Annotated in this window: 4 protein-coding genes; 3 read left to right on the top strand and 1 reads right to left on the bottom strand. The window is 75.6% G+C overall.

Annotated features, from left to right (window positions below):
* Positions 1-35: 35 nt before the first annotated feature.
* The 3 genes from EIO00_RS04435 to EIO00_RS04425 all read left to right on the top strand — a co-directional run bounded on the left by EIO00_RS04435 (position 36) and on the right by EIO00_RS04425 (position 4,145).
* Positions 36-665, top strand: coding sequence for a hypothetical protein (locus EIO00_RS04435; protein ID WP_140175607.1), 630 nt, complete (start codon positions 36-38; stop codon positions 663-665).
* A 155-nt stretch (positions 666-820) separates the two neighbouring features.
* On the top strand, positions 821-2,866 hold the full coding sequence (locus EIO00_RS04430; protein ID WP_140175606.1) for an alkaline phosphatase family protein: 2,046 nt from the start codon (positions 821-823) through the stop codon (positions 2,864-2,866).
* A gap of 397 nt (positions 2,867-3,263) precedes the next feature.
* Positions 3,264-4,145 carry a TauD/TfdA dioxygenase family protein gene (locus EIO00_RS04425; RefSeq protein ID WP_140175605.1) on the top strand — a complete coding sequence of 294 codons (882 nt, stop codon included), beginning with the start codon at positions 3,264-3,266 and terminating at the stop codon, positions 4,143-4,145.
* Between the two features lie 78 nt (positions 4,146-4,223).
* On the opposite strand, the gene EIO00_RS04420 is transcribed toward EIO00_RS04425, so the two are convergent.
* Complete coding sequence (locus tag EIO00_RS04420; protein WP_140175604.1) at positions 4,224-16,295, bottom strand: non-ribosomal peptide synthetase; 12,072 nt, start codon at positions 16,293-16,295, stop codon at positions 4,224-4,226.
* Between the last annotated feature and the right edge of the window lie 20 nt (positions 16,296-16,315).

Below are 16,315 nucleotides of genomic sequence, written 5' to 3'. Positions count from 1 at the left end.
TGCCCGGAAAACGAGGGATGTCCTACCCTCCCGGCATGAGCCTGCCGGAGAAGCCCACGCCCGAGGAGCCGCCCGCCCAGCGGCCGCGGAACGTCCTGGCCTGGGCCCTGATCGTCCCCACCGCAGCGCTGCTGGGCGCCGCCCTGGCGCAGTACCCGTCCGTCCTCGCCTCCTACGGCGGCATCCTGCTCGCCCTGGGCGCGTGGGCGGCCGCGGCCGCGGTCACGGGCGGCATCTGGGGGCGGACGTGGCCGACCCTGCTGATGTCGCTGAGCCTGCTGGCATTGCTGCTGTTCGGCGGCCCGGCCTACGCCGAGCTCTACATGAAGCGCCTGGGCGAGCCGGCCCCCGCCGTCGTGGTCGACATCCGGGACCGCTCCCGGGAGGGCGGTCGCCCGGTCGACGGCGACGGCGACCTGGTGTGCACGGTGATGGAGCTGAACGACGAACGCACCGTGCACCGGGTGTCCCAGCAGGAGAACTGCTGGGACCAGTTCACCGCGGGACAGCGCATCACCATCCGCAAGGACCCGCTCGGGCTCCTGGAGCCCCGGCTGCCGGACGGCCCCGATCAGGGCGGCACCCTCGCCCTCACCGTGGCCGTCGCCGCGGGCGCCTATCTGCTGACCGCCGCCGCGATCGTGCACGCCGGACGCCGCCGCTGAAGGGAAGGAACGGACCGGCCCGCGGACCTCGTCATCGGGCGGGGGCGCGGCCCGTGGATCCGCCGCCGCCCGGAGCCGCCGGAGCACCGGCGCCGGATGAGCCTGCGGTGACGCGCCCCGGGCGCGCACCGGACGTTGATCGGAGCGTTATCGACTTGATCGCACACTGGGGCATGCGCTGGTGCACGGCTGTGATCGCGGCGATCTGCCTGTGCGGCGCGCTCTGCCTCCCGGCCGCCGCATCGACGCGGCCGGAGGACCGGGTGGTGCTGGTCGGCGTCCCGGGGCTGCGCTGGGAGGACGTGCGGCCGCAGACCACCCCCGTGCTGTGGGGGCTGGCCCGGCGGGGGGCGATCGCCAACATCGCGGTGCGGACGGTGGACGAGCACACCTGCGCCGCCGAGGGCTGGCTGACGATCTCCGCGGGGGCGCGCGCCCGGCCGGCGCGCGACGCATGCGACCCGCCGCCCGGGCCATTGCCCGCCGGCTCCGGCGCGGTCGTCCCCGGACACGCCCGGCTGCGCGCCCACAACGCCGCCACCGTCTACGCCGCACAGGTGGGGCTGCTGGGCGAGACGCTGCGGCGGGCGGGCGACTGCGCCGCCGGGGTCGGCGCCGGCGGCGCGCTCGCCGCGGCCGACTCCGCGGGCCGGGTCGCCGTGTACCGCGACCAGGTGCACCGGATGACGGCCGAGGACTGGCGGCGCTGCCGGGTGACGGTGGTGGACGCGGCCGGCCTCACCACGGCGCCGGCACAGGTCGACCGGCTCCTCGGCGAGGTGCTGCGGCGGGTCCCCGCGGACGCGGCCGTGCTGGTCGTCGGGGTCGCGGACGCGGGGCGTCCCGGGCTGCGGATCGCGATCGACGCCCGCCCGACGTCCGGCCCGGGCCGTCTCACCGCCTCCTCCACCCGGCGGACGGGGCTGGTGACGCTGACCGACGTGACGCCCACGGTGCTGCGGCTGGCGGGCGCGCCCGTGCCCGCGCGGCTCACCGGCGCGCCGTGGACTCCCCGCCCCGCGCCGCGCGAGGGGCGCGTCCAGTCGCTGCGGGATCGGGCCCGCGCCGCCCGCACCGCCCGTTCGATGGTCGCGCCGTTCAACGTCGCGCTGGTCGGCGGGCAGGTCGTCGCGTTCGGGCTGGCCGCGCTGGCCTGGCGACGCGGCGGCGCGGCCCGGCGGCGCCGGATCCGGGCGATCGCCCGGTGGACGGCGCTGGCCGCGGCCGCCGCCCCCGCCGCCGCCTATCTGGCGAACCTGCTGCCGTGGTGGCGGCTCGCGCATCCGGCGGCCGGGCTGGCCGGCGCGGTGCTCGCCGCCGACCTGGTCCTGGTGGGGGTCGCCGTGCTGGGGCCGTGGGGGCGGCGCCCCTTCGGTCCGGTCACGGCGGTGGCGGCGGCGACCTGCCTGATCCTGGCGGCCGACGCCGTCGCGGGCTCCCCTCTGCAGGCCGACAGCCTGAACGGCAACTTCTCGCTGACCGCCGGGCGGTTCTACGGGTTCGGCAACCTGACCTTCGCGGTGTTCGCCACCGCGGCGCTGTTCTGCGCCGCCCTGCTGGCCGCGCGGGCCTCCCGGCCCCGCCGCGCCGTGGCGACGGTCGCGGGGATCGGCGGCGGCGCCGTGCTCGTGGACGGCTGGCCGGGCTGGGGCAGCGACTTCGGCGGGGTCCTGGCGCTCACTCCCGGGGTGGTCTTCCTCACCCTGTGGGCCGCGGGCCGCCGCCCCGGTCCCCGCGTCCTGCCGGCCGCCTCGATCGCCGGCGCCCTGCTGGTGGCCGTCATCTCCTGGCTCGACGCCCGCCGCCCGCCCGGCGAACGCTCCCACCTGGGCGATTTCTGGCATCGCGTGCTGAACGGCGAGGCCGGGCAGATCCTGGTCCGCAAGGCCGATTCCATGCTCGGTTCCCTGGGGAGCCCGTGGCTCACCGTTCCGGCCGCCGTGGCGCTGGGGCTGATCCTGTTCGCGCTGGTGCGCCCCGGCGGCCCGTTGGACGGGCTCTTCCGCCGCGTCCCGCCGCTGCGCCCGGCCCTGCTGGCCGTCCTGATCACGGTCGCCGTGGGTTTCGTCGTCAACGACTCCGGCATCGCCGTCCCCGCCGTGGCCGTCCTCCTCGCCGTCCCCCTCACCGTGGCCATGGCCCTGACCGCGGCGGCGCCCGAGCCGCAGGGGTGCGGCGCCCCGGCCGTCCCGGCCCGCTGAACCGCCCCGGCCGCCCTGGTCCGCCGAACCGTCCCGGGCGGGACGGAGGCGCCCCGGCGGGCGTCTCCGGACGCCCGTCCCCACTATCAAACTAAATCAGTAGGAATAGTTGACTTATGGGGTGTTCCGTGTTCCGATGACGGCATGCGCGTTCGGCTCGCTCTCACCCGGCAGCGGCATGTGGACTACCGCCACGTGACCACCGCGAGCTGTCCCCGCTGAGCGGCCGGTCGGCCGGATCCCCGCGTCCGGGCGCCGGCTCGGGGCGACGCCCGGACGCATCCCGCCGCTCCCGCGGCCGCACGAGACCGCCGTGCCCGGCCCCGAGGGCGGCCCGGCCCACGCCGCCCGACGGTGCCGCCGCGTTTCCCACATCCCACCGCGAAGGAGGCATGCCATGTCCGAGTTCCGGCAGGTCGGCGGCCGGATCGGCGCCGAGATCAAGGGCGTCGACCCCAACGAGCTGCCGCTGGAGGAGATCAACGAGGCCCTGCTGACCCATAAGGCGCTGATCTTCCGCGGCGCGAACCTCGACGAGGAGGGCCAGCTCCGCTTCGCCCGTCGGTTCGGCGCGCTGACCAAGGCGCACCCCACCGTCCCCTCGGTGGAGGGGCGGCCGGAGATCCTGCCGGTGGACCGCGCCGAGGGCATCCGCGCCAACGTCTGGCACACCGACGTCACGTTCGTGCGCACCCCGCCGAAGCTGAGCACGCTGCGCGCGCTGGTCGTCCCGCCGTACGGCGGCAACACCCTCATCGCCAACGCCGCGGCCGCCTACCGGGACCTGCCCGAGCAGCTCCGGGAGTTCGCCGACCGGCTGTGGGCGATCCACACCAACGCCTACGACTACGCGCTGCCCCGCACCAACACCCAGGAGGCGATCGAGTACCGCAGGACCTTCACCTCCCGCCGCTACCAGACCGCCCACCCGGTGGTCCGCGTGCACCCGGAGTCGGGCGAGCGGGGCCTGTTCATCGGCGGCTTCGCCCAGAAGATCGTCGGTCTGTCGGCCTCGGAGTCCCGCGACATCCTGCGCATCCTCCAGGCGTACGTGACCCGCCCGGAGAACATCCTCCGCGTCCAGTGGAACCCGGGCGACCTGGTGCTGTTCGACAACCGCATCACCCAGCACTACGCCCCCGACGACTACGGCGACCTGCCCCGGGTCCTCCACCGCGTCACGGTCGCCGGCGACGTGCCCGTCGGGGTGACCGGCGAGACCAGCTACATCGTCGAAGGCGACGACGCCGCCCACTACACCCCCGTCCAGGCGGCCTGATCCCGCCGCGCGCGGGTCCCCGGCCGCCCACGTCGCCGGGGACCCGCGCGCACGGGCGCGGGGCCGTCCCCGCACGGGTCACGCCAGGGCGGCGAGCAGCCCGGAGACCGTGGGGGCGGTCATCAAGGTGGCGATCTTGACGTTCTCCAGGCCGGGCTCCCGGCGGAGGCGGCGGACGAGCTTCATCGCCAGCAGCGAGTGGCCGCCCAGGTCGAAGAAGTCCTCCTCCGGCCCCACGGTCTCCACCCCGAGCACCTCGGCGAAGATCCGGCACAGCACCGCCTCGCGGTCCTCGTCGCGGCGGGCGGCGGCGGCCGTCTCCGGGCCGGTGACGCTGCGGGCGGTCAGCGCCGCGGGCAGCGCGCCGACCGGGGCGTCGGGGTCGGCGGCGGCCTTGCCGAGCAGGTCGAGCAGGGAGTCGGCCATGGTCTCGGCCGTCGACTCCTCGAACAGGTCGGCCGAGTAGTCCAGGATCAGCCGCAGCCCGCCGCCGGAGGTCTCGCGGAAGATGAAGTCCAGGTCGAACTTCGCCGCCCCCGGCCCGAACAGCGCCTCCCGCTGCTCCAGGCCGGGGAAGCGGACCTCGCCCACGTCCTGGTTCTCATATCCGACCATGACCTGGAACAGCGGGTTCCGGCCGGGCACCCGCCGCGGACGCAGCGCCTCCACCAGGGCCTCGAACGGCAGGTCCTGGTTGGCCAGCCCGGCCAGGTCGGCCTCGCGGATCCGCGACACCAGCTCGGCGAACGACGGGTCGCCGGACACGTCGGCGCGCAGCACCAGCGTGTTGACGAAGAACCCGACCAGCGACCCGGCCGCCTCCTCGGTGCGTCCGGCCACCGGGCTGCCCAGCGGGATGTCCTCGCCCGCGCCCATCCGGTGCAGCAGCGCGGCCACGGCCGCCTGCCCCACCATGAACATGCTCGCCCCGCGGGAGCGCGCGACCCTCCGCATCGCCGCCACCAGGGACGGCGGCAGGTCGCGGACGACGGTGCCGCCGCGCTGCCCGACCGTGGCCGGGCGCGGCCGGTCCACCGGGAGCGGGATCTCCTCGGGGATGCCCTCCAGCGCCTGCGCCCAGTAGGCGAGCTGCCGGGCGTGCAGGCTGCCCGGGTCGAGCGGGTCGCCCAGCAGCTCCCGCTGCCAGAGGGTGTAGTCGGCGTACTGGACGGGCGGCGGCTCCCACGCCGGGGCCCGGCCCTCCAGCCGCGCCGCATACGCCTGCGCCACGTCCCGGGCGAACGGGCCGAAGGACCACTCGTCGAACGCGATGTGGTGGAACACCGCCATCAGCAGGTGCTCGCGTTCCCCGGTCGGGAACACCGCGACCCGCAGCGGGATGTCCCGCGCCAGGTCGAACGGCCGGGCGATGAACTCCTCCGGCGTGCAGTCGGCGACCTCCAGCGGCGGACGGACCCGCCCGGCCGGCAGGATCCGCTGGTAGGGGGTGCCGTCGTGCTCGACGAAGAGCGTCCGCAGGGTCTCGTGCCGGTCGATCACGTCCCAGATCGCCTGCTCCAGCGCCTTCCTGTCCAGGTCGCCGCGCAGGCGGACGGCCAGCGGCAGGTGGTAGGCCTGCCGGGGGCCGGAGTCCTCGCGCAGCAGCTGGTCCAGCAGCCACAGCCGCCGCTGCGCGAACGACAGCGGGATGCGTTCGGGCCGCTCGCGGGGGGTGAGCGGGGGCCGCTGCTCGGGGGCGGCGCGGCCGTGCACGCGGGCGGCCAGCTCGGCGACGGTCGGCGCCTCGAACAGATCCCGGATCGCCAGCTCGCAGCGCAGCACCGAGCGGGCCCGGCCGACCAGCCGGGTGGCCAGCAGGGAGTGCCCGCCCAGGTCGAAGAAGTCGTCGTCGATGCCGACCTCGGAGGCCTCCAGCACCTCGGCGAACAGCGAGCACAGCACCCGCTCCACCGGGGTGCGGGGGGCCTGGCCCGAGCCGCGCGGCCCGCCGCCGGAGGCGTCCGGTCTCGGCAGCGCCCGCCGGTCCAGTTTGCCGTTCACCGTCAGCGGCAGGGCGTCCAGCGTCATGATCACGCCGGGCACCATGTAGCCGGGCAGCTTGGCCTTCAGCCCCTCCCGCACCCGGGCCGCCAGGGCGCCGTGGTCGCGGGCCGCCGCCGGGTTGTTGGCGCAGGTCCTGCCGGGCACGGCCGGCGGGTGGGCGGGGCCGCCGCCGAACACCGCGTCGTAGCAGCCGACCCGCTCGGACGGGGTGAGCACGACGGAGGGGTCCAGCTCGTGCAGGGTCTCGGGTTCGACGCCCTGCGGCGGCGCGGTCAGCAGCGCCCGCGCCCGCTCCGCCGGCGCCCCCTCCTCCAGCGCCCGCAGCGCCGCGATCTCGCCCGACAGCCGCGGGTCGGGGATCCCCTGCACCCGGAACCGTCCGGGCAGCCGCGACTTCACATCCTCCAGCCCGGCCCACTCCACGACCGGTACGTCCCGGGGCGTCTCCGCGGAGGAGGGGGCGTCACCGCCGCCCGCCGCCGGGGCGTCGGGGTCGGGCTTGTGGAGGATCACGTCGTAGCGGTGGCGGGTCAGCTCGTTGTGGCGGACGCCGCGCTTGATGCGGATCTCCAGCCGGCCCGGCAGGTCCAGGGAGGCGAAGAACGCCGGGTCGAGGAGGAGCTCCTTCTCCATCCGGACGGCGCGGTCCACCGCGGCCAGGTCGCCGTCGCCGCCGCGGTGGAGGTGGATCGCGGCGTGGAAGGCCCGGGCGGTGCGCAGGTCGCGGACGTCGCCGATGAAGAGGCGCCCGCCGGGGACCAGCAGGTCCCACGCCTTGCCGAGCACGTCGGCCAGGTAGTCGGCGGTGGGGAAGTACTGCACCACCGAGTTGATCACGATGGTGTCGAAGAACCCCTCCGGCAGGCCGGAGACGTCGTGCGCCGGCCGGCACCGCAGCGTGACGGGCCAGGCCGGGTCCACGTCCCCGCGGAGCTTGTCGATCACCGGGGCCGCGAAGTCGGTGGCCCAGTAGCTCTCCACCCGGGGCGCGATCCTCGACAGCAGCAGTCCGGTGCCGCAGCCGATCTCCAGCACCCGGCGCGGCCCGAGGGCCAGGATGCGCTCGACGGTGGTCCGGCGCCACTCCCGCATGTCCTCCAGCGGGATCGGCGCGCCGTCGTAGCTGCTGGTCCAGCCGGCGAACTCCTCGACGCGGACGGCGGTGCCGACCTCGGTGTACTCGTCGTCGTAGATCTGCCGCCACTCCTCCAGCTGCTCGTCCTCGGCCCCCGGCCGCACCGACCCGTCCGGGACGATGTAGCCGACCAGCCGCTTGACGCCCGGCACGTCGGTGTCGGCGGCGACGACCGCGGCCTGCCCGACCCCCGGTTCGGCGGCCAGCGCCGCCTCGACCTCCTCCAGTTCGACCCGGTAGCCGCGGATCTTGACCTGGTCGTCGGTGCGGCCGAGGAAGTCGATGTTGCCGTCCGGCCGCACCCGCACCAGGTCGCCGGTCCGGTACATCCGCCCGCCGTCGGCGGAGAACGGGTCGGCGACGAAGCGCTCCGCCGTCAGGTCGGGCCGGCCCAGGTAGCCGCGGGCCAGCCCGGCCCCGGCGATGTAGAGCTCGCCGGGGGTGCCCGGCGGGACGGGCCGCAGCCAGGGGTCGAGCACGTAGGCGCGGGTGTTCCAGATCGGCTTGCCGACCGTGGGGGTGTCGCTGTCGGCGGTGCCGCCGCCGAGGGTGTTGATGGTGTACTCGGTGGGGCCGTAGAGGTTGTAGCCGAGCACCCCGTCGGCCTGCGCCAGCCGCTCCCACACCGCCACCGGGACGGCCTCACCGCCCAGCAGCACCAGCGGGGGCCGGTGCTCCCCGTCCAGCAGCCCCTCCTCCAGCAGGTGCTGGGCGTAGGTGGGGGTCACGTTGATCACGTCGATCCGGTGCTCGTGCAGGTAGGCGGTGAGCGCCTCGGCGTCGCGCCGCAGCTCCTCGTCGCAGACGTGCACCTCGTGGCCCTCGATGAGCCACAGCAGCTCCTCCCACGACATGTCGAAGGAGAACGACACCGTGTGCGCGATCCTCAGCCGCCGCCCGGCCGCCGACACCACCGGGTCGAAGATGTTGGCCCGGTGGTTGTACTGCATGTTCGTCAGCCCCCGGTAGGGGGTGATGACGCCCTTGGGCCGTCCGGTGGAGCCGGAGGTGTAGATCACGTACGCGGGGCGGTCCAGCCGGCCGGGCGCGCCGCGTTCGAAGCCGGGGAGCTCGGCGTCGGTGAGGTCGTCGTCCGGCAGCGCCGCCAGCCGCTCAGCCACCTGCGGGTCGTCCAGGGCGATGAGCACGGCGTCGCCGGTCAGCCGTTCGGCGATGGAGCGGTGGGAGACCAGCACGGACGGGGCGGCGTCGGCCAGCATGTAGTTCAGCCGGTCCACCGGGTAGTCCAGCTCCAGCGGCAGGTAGGCGGCGCCGGTGCGCAGCACCGCGAACAGCGCGACCACCATCTCCGCCGAGCGGGGCAGCGCCAGCGCCACGACCTTCTCCGGTCCGGCGCCGTGCTCCTTCAGCAGCCGGGCCAGCCGGTTGATCCGGGCGTTCAGCTCGGCGTAGGTCAGCCGCACGTCCGGCTGGGAGACCAGCGCGATCCGGTCGGGGATCCGGCGCGCCCGGTCGGCCAGGAGCTCGGCGATGGTCAGGTCGGGGACGTGGTGCTCGGCCGCCTTCCAGTCGGCGCGCATCCGCTCGTGCTCCTCGGGCAGCAGCGGGTCGAGCCGGTGGCAGGGGGTGTCGGGGGCGTCGGCGATGGCGGCGAGGATCCGCACGTACCGGTCGGTGAGCCGCCGCGCCTCGGCCTCGGTGAACGCGTCCCCCCGGTACATCACCCGCAGCCGGGTGCCGGGCTCGGCGACCATGGTGATCGGGTAGTGGGTGGCGTCGCGGATCTGGCGGCCGAGCACCCGCACCTCGCCGTCCGGCCCGAACGCCCGGTCGACCGGCATCCCGGGGAAGTTCTGGAAGACGAACAGGGTGTCGAACATGGTGCCGAGCCCGGTCGCCTGCTGGATGTCGGTGAGCGCCACGTGCTGGTGGTCGAACAGCTCCGACTGGGCGCTCTGCACCCGTTCCAGCACCGCGGTCAGCGGGTCGGCGGGCCCGGCCTGCACGCGCGCCGGGACGGTGTTGAACAGCAGGCCGACGATGGACTCCACCCCGTCCACGTCCGGGTGCCGGCCCGACACCGACACGCCGAACACCACGTCGTCCCGGCCGGTCACCGCCATCAGCAGCAGCCCCCACGCCGCCTGGTAGACGGTGCCGAGGGTGAGGCCGCGCTCGCGGGAGAGCGCCTCCAGCCGCTCCACCAGCTCCTTTGGCAGCTCCCGGTGGAGCTCGCCGGCGACGGCCGGGTCGGCGGGCTTGTCGAGCAGTTCGGGCTTGAGCAGCGCCGGGCTGTCGAAGCCCGCCAGCGCCCGCCGCCAGGCCGCCAGCGCCTCGGCGCGGTCGCGGCCGGTCACCCAGTCCAGGTAGGCGCGGAACGGGGCGACCGGGCGGGCGTGCTCGGCGTCGGGGTCGGTGTAGAACTCCAGCAGCGAGGTGACCAGCAGCCCGCCGGACCAGCCGTCCAGCAGGATCAGCTCCGAGGTCAGCACCAGTCGGTGGTCGTGTTCGCCGAGCGTGGCCAGGCCGAACCGGATCAGCGGGGGCTCATCGGGGGAGAACGGCCGCGCCCGCTGGGCCTCGATGAACTCCTCCAGCCCCTCTTCCCCGTCGACCTCGGCGTGGGTCCACGGCACCTCGAAGTCCCGGGGGATGTACTGGACGGCGCGCGTCCCGTCGGTGCGGAACCCGGCGCGCAGGTTGGGGAACTTCTCCAGCACGTGCCGCGCCGCCGCGGCCATCCGGTCGGGGTCCACCGGCCCGGCGAGCGCGACGACGGCCTGCTGCACGTAGATGTCGCGGCCCTCGCCCGCCATCATCAGGTGGAACAGCAGCCCTTCCTGCAGCGGCGAGAGCGGCAGCTCGGCCTCCGCGCCCGAGGCGACCTCCGCGGGTGCACCGTCCCCGGCGGCCTCCGCCGCGGGCGCCGGTTCGGGCGCACGGGCGGGCTCGGCGTCCGGCCCGGCCTGCGCGCCGGCGGCGGCCCGGGCGAGGGCGGCGACGGTGCGCAGGCGGAAGACGTCGCGGACGGTGAAGGCCAGCCCGGCGCGGCGGGCGCGGGCGACCAGGAGGGCGGCGCCGATGCTGTCGCCGCCGATCCGGAAGAAGTCCTCCTCGGCTCCGACGTCGTCGCGTCCCACGATCGCCCCGACCAGCGCGGCCAGGGTGCGTTCGGCGTCGGTGCGCGGGGGGCGGCCGACGGCGGCGGGGCGGCCGGGCTCGGGCAGGGCGCGCCGGTCCACCTTGCCGTTGGGGTTGAGCGGCAGCTCCTCCAGCGCCACCAGCTCGGACGGGACGAGGTAGTCCGGCAGCAGCTCCCGCAGCCTGCCCTGGAGGGCCTGCGGGTCGGCGTCGCCGGTGACGTAGCCGACCAGCCGCGACCCGTGGGCGGCGACGGCGGCCCGCCGGACGCCGGGCTGGGCGGCCAGCACCGCCTCGATCTCGCCCGGCTCGATCCGGAACCCGCGGATCTTGATCTGGTCGTCGACCCGGCCGAGGAACTCCAGGCCTCCGTCGCGGCGCCGCCGCACCCGGTCGCCGGTCCGGTACATGCGGGAGCCGGGCGGCCCGAACGGGTTGGCGACGAACCGTTCGGCGGTCTTGGCGGGGTCGCCGAGGTAGCCGCGGGCCAGCCCGTCGCCGGCCAGGTACAGCTCGCCGACCTCGACCTGGCGCAGGGCGGAGTCCAGCACGTAGGCGGTGGTGTTGGCGATCGGGCGCAGCGGCCCGGCGCCGTCGGCGACGAGGCTGTCGCCCGCCGCCTCCGAGCACCCGTACAGGTTGATCAGCCGGGCGGGGACCCGCTCGGCCAGGGCGGCGGGCAGCGCCTCGCCGCTGCTGATCCAGGTGGTCACCGAGCGCAGGTCCCCGGCCTCCAGCAGCGCCGCCAGCAGGCTCGGCACCACGGTCACGGTGCCGATCCCTCGCCGGTCGATCAGCTCGGCCAGCGCCACCGCGTCGGTCGCGGCGGCGTCGTCGGCGATCACCACCGTGTCCCCGGCCAGCAGCCCGCCGAGCAGCTCGGTGGTGCCGTCGATGAACGCCGGGGAGCTCTTCGCCGCCCGCACGCCCGGCCCGGTCAGGTCCAGCCCCCAGGCCAGCCGGTTGGCGAGCGCCCGCTGGGTCCCCACGACCGCCTTGGGGACGCCGGTGGACCCCGAGGTGAAGATCACGTACGCGGGGTGGTCGGGGTGCGGGTCGACGGGGGTGCGCGGCGGCGCGTCGGCCGGCGGCTCGTCCCGTCCCAGCACCAGCAGCGGCTCGGCGACGGAGAGCATGTGGTCGATCCGCGCCCGCGGGTAGGTCACGTCGATCGGCAGGTAGGCCGCGCCGGTCTTGATGACGGCGAGCAGCGCCACCGCGAAGTCCACCGACCGCGGCATCGCGATCGCCACGATGCGTTCGGGTCCGGCTCCGGCCGCCGCCAGCCGGTCCGCCAGCGCCTCGGCGCGGGCGTCCAGCTCGGCGTAGGTCAGCGTGACCTCGCCGTCGGCGCCGGGGCCGATGACGGCGGGGGCGTCGGGGGCGCGGGCGACCTGTTCGGCGAACAGCCCGGCCACGGTGCGTCCGCCGAAGTCGCGGGCGGTGTCGGGGTGCTCGGGGGCGGGCAGCAGGGCCGACAGGGGCCGGTCGGGGTCCTCCGCGGCCCGGGCGAGCAGCTCGCCGATCCGGTCCAGGAAGGCGGTGACGGTCTCCGGCTCGTACAGGTCCTCGGCGTAGGCGGCGAACCCTTCGATCTCGGTGTCGCCCTCGGCGAAGTAGACGTCCAGGTCGAACTTCACTCCGCCGGTGGCGGGGAGGAACGGCTCGACCCGCACGCCGGGCAGGGACAGGCGCACGTCGTCCAGCCGCTGGTGGACGATCATGACCTGGAACAGCGGGCTGCGGGCCAGCGACCGTTCGGGCGCCAGATGCTCCACGACCTGCTCGAACGGCACGTCGGCGTGGGCGAACGCGGCCAGGTCGGTGCGGCGTACCCGCTCCAGCAGCTCGGTGAAGGTGGGGTCGCCGGACAGGTCGGTGCGCAGCACCAGCAGATTGACGAACAACCCGACCAGGTCCGCGAGGTCCTCGTCGGGGCGTCCGGCGATCGGGGAGCCCACCGCCACGTCGTCGCCCGCGCCGGCCTGCTGGAGCGCCGCCGCGGTCGCCGCGTGCAGCACCATGAACACGCTGGTGCCGCTGCGCCGGGCCAGCTCGCGCACCCCCTCCAGCGGCAGGCGGAACCGCACCAGGCCGCCCCGGTGGGTCGCCTCGGCCGGGCGGGGGCGGTCCGGCGGGAGGGTGGTCTCCTCCGGCAGGCCGGCCAGCGCCTGCGCCCAGTGGCCGAGCTGGTCGCGGTGGTCCTGCTCGGCGTGCCAGACCGTGTAGTCGGCGTACTGGACCGGCAGCGGCTCCCAGTCCGGCGCCCGTCCCCGGCTCCGCGCCCGGTAGGCGCGGGAGAGGTCGGCCAGCATGGGGGTGAAGGACCATTCGTCGGCGGCGGCGTGGTGCCACAGCAGCACCAGCGTCCAGTCCTCCTCGCCCCGGCGCAGCAGGGCGGCCCGCACCGGCAGGTCGCGCCCCAGATCGAAGACGTGCCGGGCGGCGGCGTCCTCGGCGCGGGCGGCCTCCTCGGCGGGCAGGCCGCGCACGTCCACCACGTCGAAGACGACCTCGCAGACGGCCTGGTCCGGCGGGAGGATCCGCTGCACCGGCAGCCCGTCGGGGCCCTCCACCAGCAGGGTCCGCAGCGCCTCGTGCCGGGCGACCACGTCGCCGAACGCCGCCCGCAGCGCCTCGGGGTCCACCGGGCCGTGCAGCCGCAGCCCCAGCGGCAGCGCGTAGGAGGCCGACGGGCCGCGCAGCCGCTCCTCCAGCCACAGTCCGCGCTGGGCGGCGGAGGCGGGCACGACCTCGGGCCGGGTCGCCTCCCGCACCCGGCGGCGGGCGCCGTCGACCAGCCGCGGCGCCAGCGTCGCCACGGTGGGCGCCTCGAACACGTCCGCGATGGTGAGGTCGGCGCCCAACGCGGCGCGGATCCGCCCGGCGAGCTTGGTGGCCAGCAGCGAGTGCCCGCCGAGCGCGAAGAAGTCGTCGTCGATGCCGACCTCCTCCAGCCCCAGCGTCTCGGCGAACAGCTCGCACAACGCCGCCTCCCGGGGGGTGCGCGGGGCCCGGCCGGAGACCTGCACGTCGGGGGCGGGCAGCGCGGCCCGGTCGAGCTTGCCGTTGACGGTGCGGGGCAGCTCCTCCAGCACGACCAGGGCGCTCGGCACCATGTACTCGGGCAGCCGCCGCGCCGCCGCCTCCCGCACCGCCTCCGGGTCCACCCCGTCGGGTCCGGGCACCAGGTAGCCGACCAGCCGCTTGTCGCCGGGCCGGTCCTCGCGGACGATCACGGCGGCCTGGGCGACGCCGGGCTGGGCGGCGAGCACGGCCTGAACCTCGGCGGGCTCGATGCGGAAGCCGCGGATCTTGACCTGGTCGTCGGTGCGGCCCAGGTACTCCAGCGTGCCCTCGCGGGTCCAGCGGGCCAGGTCGCCGGTCCGGTACATGCGGGAGCCGGGCGGGCCGAACGGGTCGGCGACGAACCGTTCGGCGGTCAGCTCGGGCCGCCCGAGGTAGCCGCGGGCGAGCTGCTCGCCCGCCAGGTACAGCTCGCCGGGCACGCCGGGCGGCACCGGCCGCAGCCGGGGGTCGAGCACGTAGGCGCGGGTGTTCCAGAACGGCCGGCCGATCCCGGAGGAGGGCAGTTCGGCGGAGGTCGCCCAGACGGTGGCCTCGGTGGGGCCGTAGACGTTGACGGCCTGCGCCGCGACCTCGGTGAGGGTGTCGGCCAGCGCGGCGGGCAGGGCCTCGCCGCCGACCAGCACCCGCAGCCCGCGCAACGCCTCGGGGTCGAGGGCGCCCAGCAGCGACGGGGTGCCCTGCACGATCGTGGCGTCCTTCAGCAGCCGGGCCAGCGCGGCCGGGTCGCGCACCTCCCGCCGGGAGGCCAGCACCACGGTGGCCCCGCTGATCAGCGGCACGTACAGCTCCAGCGCGGCGATGTCGAAGGCGATGGTGGTGACCGCCACCAGCCGGTCGCCGACGCCCAGCGCGAGCTCCTCGCGCTGCATGAGCAGGAAGTTCGTCAGCGCCCGGTGCGGGATCGCCACGCCCTTGGGCCGGCCGGTGGAGCCGGAGGTGTAGATCACGTACGCCAGGTCCTCGCCGGTCACCGGGTGGGACAGGCCCGGCGCGGGCGTCTGGTCGCCGAGCACCAGCACCTGGGCGTCCTCGGGCGCCGCGTGCCGGGTCTCGGGGGTGACGATCGTGCACAGCGGCCCGGCGTCGGCCAGCATGGAGGCGATCCGGTCGGGCGGGTGCTCGATGTCCAGCGGCAGGTAGGCGGCCCCGGACTTGAGCACCGCCAGCACCGACACCACCAGGTCGGGGGTGCGGGGCAGCGCCAGCGCCACGACCTCGCCGGGCCCGGCGCCGCGCGCCCGCAGCAGCGCCGCCAGCCCAGAGGCGCGCCGGTCCAGCTCCTCGTAGGTGAGGGAGCCGGCGGCGCTCTCGACCGCGATCGCCTCCGGGGTCCGCGCCACCTGCTCCTCGAACAGCTCGACCACCGTGGTGGGCCGGACGGGGTGGTCGGTGGCGTTCCAGGAGGCGATGCGCTCCAGCTCGGTCGCGTCCATCAGCTCCAGGTCGCCGATGCGGCGGTCGGGCTCGGCGACCGCGCACCGCAGCAGGTTCTCCAGGTGGCCGAGCAGCGCGTCGATGCGCTCGTCGGTGAACAGCTCCCGCCGGAAGGTGGCCTCGACCACCATGCCCTGCGGGCGGACGAACGCCTCCAGCGACAGGTCGTAGTGGGTGGTCCCGTTGTGGATGTGGGTCCAGGAGGAGGTGACGCCCGGCAGGTCCAGCTCGCCGATCTCCTGGGCCAGGAACAGCAGCATGGTGTCGAAGAACGGCGAGCGTCCCCGCCGCCGGGCGGGCCGCAGCTCCTCGATGAGCCTGTCGTAGGGGAGCGCCTGGTGGGCGAACGCCTCGGTGCAGGTCCGCCGCACCCGCTCCAGCAGCTCGGTGAAGGTGGGGTCGTCGGACAGGTCGGTGCGCAGCACCAGGGTGTTGCCGAAGTTGCCGACCAGCCGCTGGATCTCGGCGTGCTCGCGGTTCATCACGGCCGAGCCGACGGGGACGTCCGTGGCCCCGGTGTAGCGGTGCAGCAGGGCGGCGTAGGCGGCCAGCATCACCATGAAGGGGGTGGCGTTCTCGCGGGCCGCGAGCCGCTTCATGCCCTCGGTGACGGCGTCGTCGAACCGCCGCGCCCGGCGTCCGCCGCGTTCGGAGACGACGGCGCCGCGGGGGCGGTCGGTGGGCAGGTCCAGCGGGGCGGGCGGCGGGTCGAGCCGCTCGCGCCAGTAGGCCAGGTCCTCCTCGGGCACGGGCCGGCGCTGCTCCCAGGCCGCGTAGTCGGCGTACTGGATCGGCGGCTCCGGCAGCGGGTCCTCCTCGCCGGCGAGCGCCGCCCGGTACAGCGTCGACAGGTCCTTCGACAGCGAGCCCCAGGTCATGCCGTCCCAGGCGATGTGGTGGACGACCAGCACCAGTCCGTGCTCGCGGTCGGAGAGGCGCAGCAGCTCCAGCCGGATGGAGCGTTCGGTGCGCAGGTCGAACGGCCGGGCGGCGAGCCGCGCCGCCCGCGCCTCGGCCTCCTCGGCCGGGCAGTCGCGGACGGGCAGTTCGAGGGAGTCGTCCTCGTGCACGATCTGCACGGGCCCGTCGGGGCCGTCGGCGTAGGTGGTGCGCAGCACGGCGTGGCGGCGGATCAGGCCGCGCAGCGCGGTGCGGAGGGCGTCGACGTCCAGCTCACCGGTCATCCGGATGAGCAGGCAGACGTTGTAGGCGGGGCTGTCGGGGAACGAGGTGTGGTGCAGCCACATGCTGCGCTGGGCGTAGGAAAGCGGTGCCGGCCCGTCGGTCGTCCGGGGCGTGATCCGCGAGGCGTCCGGGCCGAGGCCGCGCTGGGCCATCAGCCGCCGCATCAGTTCCCGTCGCCGTGCCGCCGTCTGCTCCTGCACGCTCAACTCTTTCGGTCCTG

Source organism: Thermomonospora catenispora (assembly GCF_006363815.1).
Classification (GTDB): Bacteria; Actinomycetota; Actinomycetes; order Streptosporangiales; family Streptosporangiaceae; genus Thermomonospora; species Thermomonospora catenispora.
This window is presented reverse-complemented; position numbering and strand designations above follow the sequence as displayed.